This is a genomic window from Xanthomonas sp. F10, assembly GCF_014206815.1.
Lineage (GTDB): Bacteria > Pseudomonadota > Gammaproteobacteria > Xanthomonadales > Xanthomonadaceae > Xanthomonas_A > Xanthomonas_A indica.
On record NZ_JACHNP010000001.1, the window covers coordinates 814,041 to 829,584 of the forward strand.

General features: G+C 70.1%; 11 protein-coding genes. 4 read left to right on the forward strand and 7 right to left on the reverse strand.

All coding sequences use genetic code 11. The features are described 5' to 3' along the window. Together FHR56_RS03645 and FHR56_RS03650 are read left to right on the forward strand one after the other, a co-directional pair. The gene (locus tag FHR56_RS03645; protein ID WP_160945983.1) at window positions 1-3,126 is read left to right on the forward strand and encodes an efflux RND transporter permease subunit; all 3,126 of its coding nucleotides are present in this window, start codon (window positions 1-3) and stop codon (window positions 3,124-3,126) included. Window positions 3,127-3,174: 48 nt separating this feature from the next. Beyond that, entirely contained in the window at window positions 3,175-3,714 is a 540-nt protein-coding gene (locus tag FHR56_RS03650) for an adenine phosphoribosyltransferase (RefSeq protein ID WP_160945984.1), read from the forward strand. Window positions 3,715-3,776: 62 nt separating this feature from the next. Here FHR56_RS03650 and FHR56_RS03655 read toward each other — a convergent pair whose 3' ends face one another. Together FHR56_RS03655 and dbpA are read right to left on the reverse strand one after the other, a co-directional pair. Beyond that, window positions 3,777-4,295: a hypothetical protein gene (locus tag FHR56_RS03655; RefSeq protein ID WP_160945985.1), complete on the reverse strand. Its 519-nt coding sequence runs from the start codon at window positions 4,293-4,295 to the stop codon at window positions 3,777-3,779. Continuing rightward, window positions 4,292-5,668 carry an ATP-dependent RNA helicase DbpA gene (dbpA, locus tag FHR56_RS03660; RefSeq protein WP_160945986.1) on the reverse strand — a complete coding sequence of 459 codons (1,377 nt, stop codon included), beginning with the start codon at window positions 5,666-5,668 and terminating at the stop codon, window positions 4,292-4,294. The genes FHR56_RS03655 and dbpA overlap by 4 nt, the downstream gene beginning before the upstream one ends. 142 nt (window positions 5,669-5,810) lie before the next feature. Between dbpA and FHR56_RS03665 the strand changes: the two genes are divergently transcribed. Continuing rightward, window positions 5,811-7,706, forward strand: a complete 1,896-nt coding sequence (locus FHR56_RS03665; RefSeq protein ID WP_160945987.1) for an ATP-binding cassette domain-containing protein — start codon at window positions 5,811-5,813, stop codon at window positions 7,704-7,706. A gap of 281 nt (window positions 7,707-7,987) precedes the next feature. Here the strand turns inward: FHR56_RS03665 and FHR56_RS03670 are convergent, their stop codons facing one another. Continuing rightward, window positions 7,988-8,431, reverse strand: a complete 444-nt coding sequence (locus FHR56_RS03670) for a barstar family protein (protein ID WP_160945988.1) — start codon at window positions 8,429-8,431, stop codon at window positions 7,988-7,990. Next, entirely contained in the window at window positions 8,428-8,898 is a 471-nt protein-coding gene (locus tag FHR56_RS03675; protein ID WP_160945989.1) for a ribonuclease domain-containing protein, read from the reverse strand. Before FHR56_RS03675 ends, FHR56_RS03670 begins: the two co-directional genes overlap by 4 nt. Before the next feature lie 295 nt (window positions 8,899-9,193). Here FHR56_RS03675 and FHR56_RS03680 point away from each other — a divergent pair, with 295 nt between their 5' ends. Next, window positions 9,194-9,805 carry a superoxide dismutase gene (locus tag FHR56_RS03680; RefSeq protein WP_160945990.1) on the forward strand — a complete coding sequence of 204 codons (612 nt, stop codon included), beginning with the start codon at window positions 9,194-9,196 and terminating at the stop codon, window positions 9,803-9,805. A gap of 433 nt (window positions 9,806-10,238) precedes the next feature. On the opposite strand, the gene FHR56_RS03685 is transcribed toward FHR56_RS03680, so the two are convergent. From FHR56_RS03685 to FHR56_RS03695, 3 genes are all read right to left on the reverse strand, one after another. Continuing rightward, window positions 10,239-11,132 carry an endonuclease/exonuclease/phosphatase family protein gene (locus FHR56_RS03685; RefSeq protein ID WP_160945991.1) on the reverse strand — a complete coding sequence of 298 codons (894 nt, stop codon included), beginning with the start codon at window positions 11,130-11,132 and terminating at the stop codon, window positions 10,239-10,241. A 176-nt stretch (window positions 11,133-11,308) separates the two neighbouring features. After that, window positions 11,309-13,561, reverse strand: a complete 2,253-nt coding sequence (locus tag FHR56_RS03690) for a glycoside hydrolase family 3 C-terminal domain-containing protein (RefSeq protein ID WP_160945992.1) — start codon at window positions 13,559-13,561, stop codon at window positions 11,309-11,311. Between the two features lie 77 nt (window positions 13,562-13,638). Continuing rightward, window positions 13,639-15,411 carry a M14 family metallopeptidase gene (locus tag FHR56_RS03695; RefSeq protein WP_184502403.1) on the reverse strand — a complete coding sequence of 591 codons (1,773 nt, stop codon included), beginning with the start codon at window positions 15,409-15,411 and terminating at the stop codon, window positions 13,639-13,641. Window positions 15,412-15,544 lie beyond the last annotated feature (133 nt).

Consider the following 15,544-nt stretch of genomic DNA (forward strand, 5'->3'; position numbering starts at 1 on the left):
ATGCTGCCGCGTTTCTTCATCCACCGCCCGATCTTCGCCTGGGTCCTGGCGATCTGCATCATGGCCGCCGGCGCCATCGCCGTGTTCACCCTGCCGATCGAGCAGTACCCGGACATCGCGCCGCCCTCGGTCAACGTCACCGCGACCTACAACGGCGCTTCGGCGCAGACCGTGGAGGACAGCGTCACCCAGGTGATCGAACAGCAGATCAAGGGCATCGACCACCTGCTGTACTTCTCCTCGACCAGTTCCTCGTCCGGGCAGGCGCGGATCAGCATCACCTTCGACCAGGCGGCCAATCCCGACATCGCCCAGGTGCAGGTGCAGAACGCGGTCAACCAGGCGCTCAACCGCCTGCCGCAGGAAGTGCAGCAGCAGGGCGTGACCGTGGCCAAGTCGCAGGGCGACAGCCTGATGGCCGTGGCGATCTACGACCGCACCGACCGCATGGACAACGTCGACATCTCCGACTACCTGGTCAGCACCCTGCAGGACCCGATCAGCCGCATCAACGGCGTCGGCGAGATCAACGTGTTCGGCGCGCAGTACGCGATGCGGGTGTGGCTGGACCCGCACAAGCTCACTGCCTATCAGCTCATGCCGGGCGACGTGCGCAGCGCGATCCTGGCGCAGAACACCCAGGTCACTGCCGGCGAACTCGGCGCGTTGCCCACCGGTGCCGAGCAGGAACTCAACGCCACGGTCACCGCGCAGTCGCGGCTGCAGACCCCCGAGCAGTTCCGGCAGATCATCCTGGCCACGCGCGCGGACGGTTCCAGCGTGCGCCTGGGCGACGTGGCGCGGGTGGAGATCGGCGCGGAGAACTACCAGAACAACGCCACGCTCAACGGCCACCCGGCCTCCGGCTTCTCGGTGACGCTGTCGGCCGGCGCCAATGCGATCGCCACCTCCGACGCGATCCACGCCACCATCGAACGGCTCAAGCCGACCTTCCCGCCGGGCCTGGACGTGGCCTATCCGCGCGACAGCACGCCGTTCGTGCGGATCTCGATCGAGAACGTGGTGCACACCCTGGCCGAGGCGATCGTGCTGGTGGTGGTGGTGATGTTCCTGTTCCTGCAGAACGCCCGCGCCACGCTGATCCCGGCGATCACCGTGCCGGTGGTGCTGCTGGGCACCTTCGGCATCCTCGCCGCGGCCGGCTTCACCATCAACACGCTGACCCTGTTCGCGATGGTGCTGGCGATCGGTCTGCTGGTCGACGACGCCATCGTGGTGGTGGAGAACGTCGAGCGGATCATGCACGAGGAGCATCTGCCGCCGCGCGAGGCCACCGAGCGCTCGATGGGCGAGATCACCGGCGCGCTGGTCGGCATCACCGTGGTGCTGGGCGCGGTGTTCCTGCCGATGGCGTTCTTCGGCGGCTCCACCGGCATCATCTACCGGCAGTTCTCGATCACCATCGCCTCGGCCATGGCGCTGTCGGCGCTGGTCGCGCTGACCCTGACCCCGGCGCTGTGCGCGACCCTGCTCAAGCCGGTGGAGCAGGAGCGCAAGCTTGGCCGGTTCTTCCAATGGTTCAACCGCAGCGTCGAGCGCGGCCAGCAGGCCTACCAGCGCCGCCTCGGCACCGTGCTGCAGCGGCCGCGGCGCTGGCTGGCGCTGTATGCGCTGGTGGTGCTGGCGATGGTCGTGCTGTACATGCGCATGCCCACCGGCTTCCTGCCGGTGGAGGACCAGGGCCAGGTGCAGATCCAGTTCACCACCCCGGAAGGCACGCCGCTGGCCAAGACCCAGGCCCTGGGCAAGCGCATCAGCGACTACTTCATGACCCACGAGAAGGCGAACCTGACCGCGATCTTCATGGTGGTGGGCCGCAACAACGCCGGCACCGGGCAGAACGCCGGCCAGGCGTTCGTAGCGCTCAAGCCGTGGGGCGAGCGCAACCGCGACAACACCGCGCAGGCCATCATCGACCGCGCCAACGCGCATTTCCGCGGCGTCGGCGACGCCAAGATCAGCGTGCTGTCGCCGCCGGCGGTGCGTGGCCTGGGCCAGTCCAGCGGCTTCGAACTGTGGATCCGCGACAGCGATGGCGCCGGCCGCGCGGCGCTGCTGAAGGCGCAGCAGCAGGTGCTCAAGGCCGCCGGCGACGATCCGCAGCTGACCGCGGTGCGGCTCAACGGCCTGGGCGACAAGGCGCAGCTGCAGGTGGACATCGACCATGCGCAGGCCAGCGCGCTGGGGCTGGCGCAGAGCGACATCAACGCGACCCTGGCCACCGCCTGGGGCGGCAGCTACGTCAACGACTTCATCGACCGCGGCCGGGTCAAGCGCGTGTACGTGCAGGGCGATGCACCGTACCGCGCGCTGCCGGAGGATATCGCGCAGTGGTACGTGCGCGGCAGCGGCGGGCAGATGGCGCCGTTCGCCAGTTTCGCCAGCACCCACTGGACCCGCGGCCCGCAGCTGCAGCAGCGCTTCAACGGCCTGCCGGCGGCGCAGATCCAGGGCGGCGCGGCGGCCGGCAGCAGTTCCGGCGAGGCGATGCAGCGGATGCAGGCGCTGGTGGCCAAGCAGGAGGGCTTCGATCTGCAGTGGAGCGGGCTGTCCTACCAGGAGCAGTTGTCCAGCAACCAGACGCTGTGGCTGTACACCGCCTCGATCCTGTTCATTTTCCTGTGCCTGGCGGCGCTGTACGAGAGCTGGTCGATCCCGGTGGCGGTGCTGCTGGTGATCCCGCTGGGCGTGGTCGGCACGGTGCTGGCGACCACGCTGGCCCGCTTCGTCAACGACATCTATTTCCAGGTCGGCCTGTTGACCACGATCGGCCTGTCGGCGAAGAACGCGATCCTGATCGTCGAGTTCGCCGAAGCGCGGCAGCGCGCCGGCATGCCGTTGCTGGAGGCGACGCTGGAAGGCGCGCGGCTGCGCCTGCGGCCGATCGTGATGACCTCGCTGGCGTTCGTGGCCGGCGTGCTGCCGCTGGCGCTGTCCACCGGCGCCGGTGCCTCCAGCCGCCGCGAGATCGGCGTCTGCGTGATCGGCGGCATGGTCACCGGCACCGTGCTGGCGGTGCTGCTGGTGCCGCTGTTCTTCGTGCTGGTGCGGCGTGCGCTGCGGCGCAGCCCGGCGGATGCGGCAAGGCCGGCGCACAGCGGGTAGGATGGCACGCCCTCACTGGATCGTCCCGGCTCGCCGGGACGCGCGACCATGACCGATACCGTTGCCGAACCCCTGTCCTGGGCCACCCGAATCCGCGATGTGCCGGACTTTCCCAAGCCCGGCGTCCTGTTCAAGGACATCACCCCGCTGCTCGCCGACGGGCCGGATTTCGCCTCCGCCCTGGATGCGCTGGCCCAGCCCTGGCGCGGCACCCCGCTGGACGCGGTGCTGGGCATCGAGGCGCGCGGCTTCATTCTCGGCGCGCCGCTGGCGCACGAACTGCGCACCGGGTTCGTGCCGGTGCGCAAGCCCGGCAAGCTGCCGGCGCAGACCCTGGCCCAGGACTATGGCCTGGAGTACGGCCGCGATCGCATCGAGATCCATGCCGATGCACTGCAGCCGGGCATGCGCGTGCTGCTGGTCGACGACGTCCTCGCCACCGGCGGCACCTTGCTGGCGGCGCTGGCGCTGGCGCAGCGGATGGGCGCCGAAGTGGTCGCGGCGACGGTGCTGGTGGAACTGGCCGGGCTCGGCGCGCGGGCGCGCTGGCCCGCGGACATTCCGCTCACCGCGCCGCTGCGCTACTGACGCCGACGCTGGCGCGGCGCTGGGCGAGGCCGTGATCGGTCGCGCCGGCGCCGGCAGCCGGCTCAATATGGGTAGATCACATCCTCCAGCGCCGGGTCGGCATGCGCGGCGGCATGGCTCAGCTGGCCATCGAACGGACCGACCTTGCAGATCCGCCCGTCGTCGGCGAACACCAGCTGCAGACCGTGTTCCTGTTCCCAGTCGCAATTGCATTCCAGGCTGATGCGCAGGCGGCCGTCGCGGTGGCGGTCGACATACGCCTCGCTGCCGAACTGCACGTGCGCCCACACCTCGGCAGGGCCGGCGATCTCCGGCGACGGCCATCCGTACTTGGCGCACAGCGCCTGCGTGTGCCGGTAGTAGGCGAACACGTGCGGCGCCGCCGCGGCGAACACCGCGGCGTCGAGCTGCAGGAACGTCTCGATGGCCGAAGCTGCGTCCGCTGGCACCTCGCCAGCGTCGCAATCCTCCAGCACGAAACAGCAGGTGTCGTGCATCCACGGCACCGGCACCGCCTCGCTCCAGAGGTTGCCGTCCTCGTCCGGGCGCAGCGACGCCAGGATCTGCGCCGTCGTGCTCACAGCTTGGCGACGCGGAACCGGCGGCCCTTGATCTTGCCGGCCTGCAGCTGCGCCAGCGCCTTGCCGGCGTGGGCGCGGGCGATGGCGACGTAGGAGCGGGTGGGGTAGATGGCGATCTTGCCGATCGCCGCGCCGGACAGCCCGGCATCGCCGGTCAGCGCGCCGAGGATGTCGCCGGGGCGCAGCTTGTCGGTCTTGCCGCCGTCGATACGCAGGGTGACCATCGCCGCCTGCGGCAACTGCGCCGGCCGTGCGGTGGCCAGCGGCGCGCGCGACCAGCGCAGCGGCTGGCCCTGTTCGGTCTCCAGCGCCTGCGCGCGCGCGCTCTCGCGCGGCGCCACCAGGCTCAGGGCCAGGCCGTGCTTGCCGGCGCGCGCAGTGCGGCCGATGCGGTGGCGGTAGGTCTCGCTGTCGGTCGGCAGTTCGTAGTTGATCACCGCCGCCAGGTCTTCCACGTCCAGCCCGCGCGCGGCCACGTCGCTGGCGACCAGCACGTTGCAGCTGCGGTTGACGAAGCGCACCAGTACCTCGTCGCGGTCGCGCTGCTCCATGTCGCCATGCAGCGCCAGCGCGGAGAAACCGAACTGCTGCAGCGAGCCGGCGACCTCGTCGACCTCCTTGCGGGTATTGCAGAACACCACGCTGGACTCGGGCGTGAAGCGCAGCAGCAGGCCGGCCACCGCCTTCTGCCGGTAGGTGGGATCGACCTCGAAGAACTGCTGGTCGATCTCCGGCGCGCTGTCGGCGCCTTCGACGGTGATCTCCGCCGGTTCCTTCAACAGGTCGCGCGCCAGCGCACGAATCGCCTCGGGGAAGGTGGCCGAGAACAGCAGGCTCTGCCGGTGCTTGTCGCAGCGGCTGGCGATCTCGCGGATCGGCTCCTCGAAGCCCATGTCGAGCATGCGGTCGGCCTCGTCCAGTACCAGCGTGCGCACCCCGCCAAGATGCAGCGCCCGCTTGCGCGCCAGCTCCTGGATGCGGCCGGGCGTGCCGACCACCACCTGCGGGTCGTGTGCCTCCAGCGAGGCCAGCTGCGGCGCCAGCGGCATGCCGCCGGTCAGCACCACCAGTTTCATGTTGGGAATGCCGGTGGCGAGCTTGCGCAACTGCTTGCCGACCTGGTCGGCCAGTTCGCGGGTCGGGCACAGCACCAGCGCCTGCGCGCGGCTCAGCGCCGGATCCAGCTTGTGCAGCAGGCCCAGGCCGAACGCGGCGGTCTTGCCGCTGCCGGTGGGCGCCTGCACGATCGCATCGCGTCCGGCCAGGATCGGCGGCAGGCTCTGCGCCTGCACCGGGGTCATGCTGGTGTAGCCGAGTGCATCGATGCCGGGCGCGAGCGCCGGGGAGAGGGAGAGGGTGGCGAAATCGGTCATGCGGCATTTTAGCTGGTGGGGCCGGGACTCGGGACCCGGGACCCGGGACCCGGAGCGTCAACAGCAAAAGGGCATCTCGACTCGCACGACGCGCCGCTTTTTGCTTTCCGGGTCCCGGGTCCCGGGTCCCGTACAATACGGCATGCCTCTTATCACTCTGCAGAACCTCGACTACAGCGTCGGCGGCCCCTTGTTGCTGGAAAAGACCGACCTGACGATCGAGCCGGGCGAACGCATCGCCCTGATCGGTCGCAACGGCGCCGGCAAATCCACGTTGATGAAACTGATCGCCGGCGAGCTCAAGCCCGATGACGGCGAGGTCCGGGTCCAGCAGGGCGTGCGCATCGCGCGGCTGGAACAGGAGGTGCCGCACGGCGCTGCCGGCAGTGTGTTCGACGTGGTCGCCGACGGCCTGGGCGCGCTTGGCCATTGGCTGGCCGAGTTCCACCGGCTCAGCCATGCCGCCGAGTTCGACGGCGATGCGCTGGGCGCGGTGCAGTCGAAGATCGATGCGGCCGATGGCTGGGCCCTGGATCAGCGGGTCAACGAGACCCTGACCCGCCTCGAGCTGGACGGCGACGCCGAATTCGCGCGGCTGTCCGGCGGCATGAAGCGCCGCGTGCTGCTGGCGCGGGCGCTGGTGTCGTCGCCGGACCTGCTGCTGCTGGACGAACCGACCAACCACCTGGACATCGAGGCCATCGACTGGCTGGAAGGCTTCCTCAAGGGCTGGAACGGCAGCGTGGTGTTCGTCACCCACGACCGGCGCTTCCTGCGTGCCCTGGCCACGCGCATCGTCGAGATCGACCGTGGCCAGGTCAGCAGCTGGCCGGGCGACTGGGCCAACTACGAGCGCCGTCGCGAGGAGCGGCTCAATGCGCAGGCGCAGGAAAACGCGCGCTTCGACAAGCTGCTGGCGCAGGAAGAAGTGTGGATCCGCCAGGGCATCAAGGCGCGGCGCACCCGCGACGAGGGCCGGGTGCGGCGATTGGAAGCGATGCGCCGCGAGCGCACCCAGCGCCGCGAACTCGGCGGCAACGTGCGCATGGAGGCCGCGCAGGGCGAATCCTCCGGCAAGAAGGTGATCGAGGCCAAGGACCTGGGTTTCGCCTTCGGCGCGCGCAGCATGGTGCGCGATTTTTCCACCACCATCCTGCGCGGCGACCGCATCGGCCTGATCGGCCCCAACGGCAGCGGCAAGACCACGCTGCTGAAGCTGCTGCTGGGCGAACTGACCCCGGACCAGGGCGAAGTGCGCGCCGGCACCAATCTGCAGGTGGCGTATTTCGACCAGTACCGCGCCACCCTGCGCGAGGACTGGAGCGCGATCGAGAACGTGGCCGAGGGCCGCGACTTCATCGAGGTCAACGGCAAGCGCAAGCACGTGCATGCCTACCTGCAGGATTTCCTGTTCACCCCGGAACGCGCGCGCGCGCCGATCACCCGCCTGTCCGGCGGCGAGCGCAACCGCCTGCTGCTGGCGCGGCTGTTCGCGCAGCCGTCCAACCTGCTGGTGATGGACGAACCGACCAACGACCTGGACGTGGAAACCCTGGAGCTGCTGGAAGAACTGCTCGGCGACTACAGCGGCACCTTGTTGCTGGTCAGCCATGACCGCGACTTCATCGACAACGTGGTGACCTCGACCATGGTCATGGAAGGCGACGGCCGCATCGGCGAATACGTCGGCGGCTACAGCGACTGGGTACGCCAGCGCCCGGCGGCGCCGGCCAGCGCGATGGCGGTGGCCAAGGCTTCGGCCACCGCCGCGGCGACCACGCCGGTGGCGGCGGCTGCGGCGCCCGCGTCCGCACCGGCCAAGCGCAAGCTCAGCTACAAGGACGCGCGCGAACTGGAGCAGTTGCCGGCGCGGATCGAAACGCTGGAACAGCAGGTCGCGGCGCTGACCGAGGCGATGACCGACCCGGCGTTCTACCAGCGCGACGCGGCGGCGGTGAACGCGCACACGCAGGCGCTCAGCCAGGCGCAGGCGGATCTGGATGCGGCGTATGCGCGCTGGAGCGAACTGGACGGCTGAAAGGCCGGGACCCGAGACCCGGAACGGCAGCCGCCACAGCTAGGCGGCTCCGGCTGGAGCGCCGCGTGTGCGCTCGTCGTAGGAGCGGCTTCAGCCGCGACGGGCGTTCCCGGTGAATGCAGTCGCGGCTGACGCCGCTCTTACACGATGTGCGCGCAGGCTCGCGTCCACGGATGTGCCTGTGCCACCAATAGTGAGCGATGGCATCAGTTCGCACGCCGGTCGCGATGGCGATCGCTCCGACGGCCGGTCGCGGCTGAAGCCGCTCCTACGCATTGCGCTCAGTCGGACTCCGCAGGCGCTTCCGGTTCCTCGCTGCCACCCACGAACGCGACGAAGCTGACGCCGTCCTGCGCCCACTCGCGGGCGACGTCGTCGAGGATCTCCAGCAGCACGTCGAATGCCGGCTGCGCCACGCTCTGCAACTGTCCGGCGTCCTCCAGCAGCAGCGCATAGCCGCGCGGCGAGGGCAGCCAGGACAGGTCGCGCAGGCCGTCGGTGAGCGCGTCCCAGTTGCGGCCGAAGCCGGGCGGAAAGTCCAGTTGCGCGGCCAGCCGCATCAGCAGCATGGCCTTGCCGGTGCAGCCGTGCAGGTCGATCCGGCACAGCCGCAGGCCGGCGTCGCGGGCCAGCGCGGCGACGCTGTCCAGGTCGCGGTTGGCCACGCGGTAGACGCCGGAAGCGGCCGGCTCGGCCAAATTCAGTGCGAACGGGAAGCCGCTCACGGCGCCGGCCTCGCACCGCCCACCTGGAAGCTGCGGAAACTGTCGTAGTGATCGTCGCTGTAGTACCAGACCTGCGGCGGCGCGCCGCCGGTGACGATGCGGCGCGCGCCGCGATGCGACAGGCCTGGGGTATCGACGGTGTATTCACGGTAGTAGCCGCGCGGTTGCGCCGGCAGCCGGTTCTCGCGGTTGCCGAACACGCTGCCATCCTGGCGATGCGGGAACGGCCCGCCGCGCAGGATCAGCGCCACCGTGGCGCGTGCCTCGGGCGGCAGGAACGCCGGCAGGTCGGGCGATGCCGCGTCGGCTGCGGGCGCGGATCTGCCGGGCGCGGTGTAGGGCGCCTGTGCGGCCGCGTCGAGCGAGGGCGCGAACTGCTGGTGCGGCGGATGCTGCAGCCCGCGGATGCCCCTCAGCCCGCCCACCAGCAACACGATGGCGGCGATCAACAGCACGGGCTTGCGCATGGACTCTCCTGCAGGAACGGCAGCGGCGCGCGGCATGGCGCCATCGCGCACAGTATGGGCCGGCCTGCCTGTTCCGGCTCTAAACGCCGCCGGTCATGCCGGTGACGCAGGCGATTCACATCCGACTAACCGGGGCGTGGGGCATGGTAGGCGCCGATTCGCAAGGCCGGCCGGCACCGCCACCGCGGGATGGGACGATGTTTCCCCGGCCGCGCCCTTGGTAAGGCCGCCGACCGTCCCTACCATTGCTCACGCAACGCTCGTCCTTTCGACGGCGAAAGTCCAGGAGAACCGCATGGCCTACACCCTCCCCAAGTTGCCCTACGCCTACGACGCGCTGGAACCGCATATCGATGCGCAGACGATGGAGATCCATCACACCAAGCATCACCAGACCTACATCAACAACGTCAACGCCGCGCTGGAAGGCACCGAGTACGCCGATCTGCCGATCGAGGCGCTGGTGTCCAAGTTGAAGTCGCTGCCGGAGAACCTGCAGGGTCCGGTGCGCAACAACGGCGGCGGCCATGCCAACCACTCGCTGTTCTGGACGGTGATGGCGCCCAACGCCGGCGGCGCCCCCAGCGGCGACGTCGCCAAGGCCATCGACAGCGAACTGGGCGGCTTCGACAAGTTCAAGGACGCCTTCACCAAGGCCGCGCTGACCCGCTTCGGCAGCGGCTGGGCCTGGCTCAGCGTCACCCCCGACAAGAAGCTGGTGGTCGAGAGCACCGCCAACCAGGACAGCCCGCTGTTCGAGGGCAACACGCCGATCCTGGGCCTGGACGTGTGGGAACACGCCTACTACCTGAAGTACCAGAACCGCCGTCCGGACTACATCGGTGCGTTCTTCAACGTGGTCGACTGGAAGGAAGTGGAGCGCCGCTACCACGCCGCGATCGGCTGATCGCGCGCCAGCATCGCGAAATGAAAAAGGCCGGGTTCGCCCGGCCTTTTTTGTGTGGATGCCAGACAGATGCGCTGGAGGTGCGGACGGGGTGTGGCTGCGAGGCAAAGAAAGGCAGCTTGGTGCGTTGCCTTCGCGCGCGTGCGCAGGCTGCTTCGCAGCGGTGGCGGTCTGCGCCGCATCGGTGACCGCTTGTGTTGCTGCGTCGAAAAGGCCACTTGTAGGAGCGGCGTCAGCCGCGACCGGCGTTACCGGGAATGCCCGTCGCGGCTGAAGCCGCTCCTACAACAGATGCAGCGATGCGTGACGAACGCATGGCATCAGTGGTGCCCGATCGCTCCGGGCCGATGCCATGTCGATGCCGGTCCATCCCATCCGGCGCATCGCACGGCCGTGATCGCACGGCGCAGGAACGCGCCCAGCCTGCCGTCCGCTACGGCGCCGGTTGTAGCGATGTCGGTATCTGGTCGAGCGGCTGCAGCACCATCAGCAGGCCGCGCGTACCGGCTGCGGGCAGCTCCGGCGCCGGCGCGAACAGGCGTGCGCCGTGCACGGGACGGAAGTGGCCGCGTTCGAAGAACACATGGTCGGCGGCCGCCGCCGTGCCGGGTGCACGCGCACGCACGTCGATGCGGTTGCGCGCCGCCTCGCCGCGCACGCTGGCGTCCTCGAAGCGGGCCGCCAGCGGCGCCAGGGCGGGCGCGCGCGCGGCGGCAAAGAATCCGCCGGCCAGCACCGACGGCACGTCCTCGGCGGTGGCATCGATCCATGCCATCAGATCCTCCGCCTGTTCGCGACGGCTGGCGCCACCGTCGCGCGCGGCGTGCAGGCGGGTGAAGTACAGGTTCACCGGCTGCCCATGCAGATCCACCCGCACCAGGCCGGCCACGCTGTAGTCCTCCAGCGGATGCAGCAGGGTCTCGGCTTCCTCCAGCACCGGCAGGCGGGTCAGCAGCGCATTGCCGCGGCGTTGCGGCCGGCTCGGCGGATCGGGGCTGATGAAATGGCAGTGGTAGCCCAGGCGCGCGGCCAGCCATTGCGCCTGGTTCGGCAGCTCCGGCGTCTGCAGTACCTCCTGCAGCGCGACGGCGTCGGGATGCAGGCGCTGCAGGGCTTCGACGATCCGCTCGCGGCGCGCGCTCCAGTCGTCGCCGTCCTGCGCCTGGCGTGGATCGCCGGCGAGGGTGAGGGTGACCACGGTGAGGGGAGGGCCCGGCGTTGCAGAGACCGCGGGCGCCGCATCCGCCGCCACGTGCGCCTGTGCCAATGCGGCCACGGCCAGCAACAGCCAGCCGGTGCGATGCCATCGGAAGACGCGGGGAGTCATGCGGGCGATGCTACGGTGCAGGGTCTCAGGGTTGCGTATACAGCCCGTGGTGCTGCGGCAGCCGCCACACAATCGCTGCGGCGCAGGTGGCACTCGCGCATATCGCCCCGCCTCCGGCGCGCAGGCGCGGAGGCGGGGCGGGAGGCGGGACGCGGCGTCGGCGCCGCGGCCCTTGCTCAGTGCTGCAGCACGCCGTCCTGCAGATGCAGCGGCGCGCGCGCCTCCACCTGCGTCGCCGAACGGCCCAGCAACAACTCGTAGTCGCCGGCGGCGATATGCCAGTGGCGCTTCTTCGGGTCGTAGTCGGCCAGGGTCTTGGGCTCGGCGACGATGCTGACGTGGCGGCTCTCGCCCGGCTTGAGCATCACCTTGTCCCAGCCGACCAGGCGGATCGGGGTGTGGTGGCCCTGCGGCAGGCGCAGGTACAGCTGCGGCACGTCGGCGCCTTCGCGATCACCGGTGTTGCGCACGTCGAAGCTGGCGACGACGCGGCTACCGTCGGCCTGCACCTTGAAGTTGGCGTAGGCGAACGTGGTGTAGGACAGGCCATAGCCGAACGGATACACCGGCTCCAGGCCGCGCGCGGCGAACCAGCGGTAGCCGACGTTGGCGCCTTCGATGGTGTAGTCGACGCTGCTGCCCGGCGGTTGCGCCGGCTTGAAGCCCAGGCCGGGAATCGACGGCCGCGGCAGTTGCGACACGTCGCGCAGCCAGGTCACCGGCAGGCGCCCGGACGGGTTGACCTCGCCCAGCAGCAGCCGCGCCAGGCCTTCGCCGCCGCGGATGCCCGGGTACCAGGCCTCCAGCACCGCCGGCACCTGCTGCAGCCACGGCATCGCCACCGGGCCGTTGGTCTCCAGCACCACCACCGTCTTCGGGTTGGCCTTGGCCACGCCGGCGATCAGCGCGTCCTGCTTGTCGGGCAGCGCGATATCCGGCAGGTCCACCGACTCGGCCGACCACTGCGTGGCGAACACGATGGCCACGTCGGCCTCGCGCGCGAGCTTGGCCGCCGCCGCCGGATCGTCGCCGCTGGCGTAGTCGATCTGCGCGTCGGGCAGGGCCTTGCGCAAGGCCTGCAGCGGCGAGGACGGATGGAACATCACCGGGCCCGGCCAGGTGGTCGGGGCGATGCCCGGCACCGCGTTGCCGCCGTTGACGGTGACGCCGACCATCGACGAACCGCCGCCGCCGATCACGCCCTTGTCGGCATGCCCGCCGATCACCGCGATACGGCGCAGGTTGCGCGACAGCGGCAGCAGCTTGCCTTCGTTGCGCAACAGCACCGTGCCTTCCTCGACCACGCGCTGCGCGGCCAGGCCGCCGGCGGCATCGTCGATCGGCTGGTGCTGCGGCGGGTTGTCGAAACTGCCGGTGGCGATGAAGGCGCGCAGGATGCGCTTGACCATGTCGTCCAGGCGCGCCTGCGGCACGGTACCGGCGGCCACCGCCATGCGCAGCGGCTGGTCGAAGTACACCGCCTTGTCGAACACTTCGCCGGCCGACTGCTGGTCCAGGCCGGCCAGCGCCGCCTTGGAGCCGCTGTGCACGCCGCCCCAGTCGGACATCACGTAGCCGGGAAACTTCCACTCCTGCTTCAGCACCTGGTTGAGCAGGTAGTCGTGCTCGCAGCCGTACACGCCGTTGATGCGGTTGTAGGAGCACATCACCGAGCCGGGCTGGCCGATCTTCAGCGCCAGCTCGAAGGCCAGCAGGTCCGACTCGTGCATGGCCTGCTCGCCGATGTCGGCGCTGTGGGTGTTGCGCCCGGTCTCCAGGTCGTTCATCGCGAAGTGCTTCATGGTCGAGACCACGTGCTGGCTCTGCACGCCGCGGATCGATTCGCCGACCAGCACGCCGGCCAGCAGCGGATCCTCGCCGGCGTACTCGAAGTTGCGGCCGTTGCGCGGGTCGCGCTGCAGGTTGACGCTGCCGGCCAGCAGCACGTTGAAGCCCTGCTGCCAGGCCTCGCGGCCCATGGTGGCGCCACCGGCGAAGGCCAGTTCGCGGTTCCAGGTGGCGGCGGTGGCAGGACCGGACGGCATAGCGGTGGCGTGGTCGCCAGGGCGGATGTTGCCGGGGTTGGTCACGCCGACGCCGGCATCGGCCAACTGCTGCGCAGGAATGCCCAGGCGTTCGACCGCCGGCACATAGCCGGCCGATCCGACCGCGCCAGGCGGCCGCGGGCCGCCGTCCTTGCCCAGGCCGAAGTAGCTGTGCAGCATCTGGAACTTCTCGTCCGGGGTCATTGCCTGCACCAACAACGTGGCGCGCCGGTCCGGCGACAGGCTGCGATCGTTCCACGGGCGCTGCGCAGCGGCGCTGGCGTGCGGCGCGGAGGCTGCGCGCGCGGCGGTCGCCGGCGGCGCGGCGGAGGCGGGCGCGGCCAGCGCGAGGGTCAGGCAAAGGGATCCTGTAAACGTTTTCATATCGGGGCGAACAGCCTCTCTAAGCAGATGAAGGGAAGGCGCATCGGGGGGAGTCGGGGGGAGAGCGGAACCGCGCGTCAGGACGGGGCTTCGTCGCTGCGCATGACCGGGTACAGGCGGTAGCGCTCGTCCCAGGAACTGTGGCGGCGGTAGAAGAACTCCAGCCGCGCCTGCGGATCCTTGGCGAAGGCCGCGTCGTGTTCGAGCTTGTCCTCGAACTCCGCCTTGAGCGCGGGGTCGCTGGCCAGCATCTGCCGCGCCACGTCCTCGGCGACGTAGTCTTCCATGTATTCGGCACGCTCGAACGCGCTGTTGAACTCGCCCCATTGCAGCAGCGAATCCGGCGCCTGCGGTTCCAGCAGCGCCATCAGCAGCCGCGCCTTGGGCTGGGCGATCGGCACGAACAGCGCACCTGCACCGACCGCGCGGGTCTCCGCTTTCCAGGCGCCGGTGACGCTGAGCCGCTGGTGGCTTTCGGACGAGCGGGCGGCGAAGTCGGCGGTCTCGGCACGGAAGGTCTGCACCGGCAGGGTGGCGTCGTGCTCCAGGGTGCGGAAGGCGATGCCGTGCTGGCGCAGCTTGGCGCCGACCAGGGCGGCCTGCGCCGCCGGCACCACGTAACCGGCGCGCGGCGCGGCGACTTCGACGCTGGGTACGACCTCATCGCGCAGCGGCACTCGCCAGAGTTGCGGGGTGCGTTCGTCATAGCGGGTCATCAGCGCGCCGGAGACCGGGGAGGGCGTGCGCGTGTAGGCGTAGCCGCGGAAGTCCACCAGGTGCGAGGCGTCGGTGGTGCGGTAATCCAACGCCACCGTCTTACCGCCCAGCGCTTGCGCGCGCGCGTCGGCGGCCAGTGCGTCGGCGCGCCATTGCGCGCCGTGCCGCGCCACCTGCTGCAGCACCGAGACGATGGTGTTGCGGGTGATGCGCACGCGCTCGGGGTAGCGCTTCCACGAGTGCGTTTCCACCAGCATGCCGAAGCGGTTGCGCAGTTGGAAATAGCCGTGCGAGAAGCGTGGCGTCGGCACGCCGTCCTCGAAGCCGGAGGTCGGGTCGTCGTTGACCACGAACGAGGGGTAGTAGGGCAATGGCAGCGAGCCCTGCCGCTTGAGGTCGGCGAGCACGCCGTCGCGCAGGCGCAGGCCGTCGCCGCGCAGCGCGGTGTCGCCGGCGTGCAGCGGTTCCACCTGGATCGACACATCGTGCTCGAACTGCGCGCCATCGGTGACGTGCAGGTCCACGTACAGCAGCGGATCCCACTGCTCGACCAGGCGCAGCATCGCCTGCATCTCCGGCGCATCGGCCTTGACGTAGTCGCGGTTGAGGTTGAGGTTCTGCGCGGTGGTGCGCCAGCCCATCTGCTCGGGGCCGCGCTGGTTGGGCCGGTTCCAGGCGCCGAAGCGCTCGTGCCCGTCGACGTTGAACACCGGCACGAACAGCCACACCTGCTTGTCCAGCGCGCCGCGTGCGGCCTGGCCGTCGAGCAACTGGCGCAGTGCCAGGAAGCCGGCGTCCTTGCCATCGATCTCGCCGGCGTGGATGCCGCCCTGGATCAGCACCACCGGCAGCTTGCGCGCCTGTGCAGCCGCGGGATCCAGCGCGCCCGAGGTGGACACCGCCAGCGCCTTCATCGGCCGGCCTTCCGGCGTGGTGCCGACGTCGAAGCAGCGCACCGCTTGCGGATAGCGCTGCGCGAACGCATCGCACAGGGCGATGGTCTCGGCGTAGCGGCCGGTGCGCGCGAACCCGCTGCGCTCGGCCTCGGTGGACAGGCCCGCCTCGCTGGCCAGCGACGGCATGCTGCACAGCAGCATCGGCAACAGCAGGGAGGCCAGCCTGGCTCGGATCATTTCGGCACCGTCTCGGGACAGACCCCCATGATGCGGGCAGCGCGCCGATTGCGAAAGCACCCTAGGGCATGTCGCCCATTCCCGAGCATGCCGCGCCGCGATTGCGCGTGCCTGTGGCAGGGAAGAGCGAGGA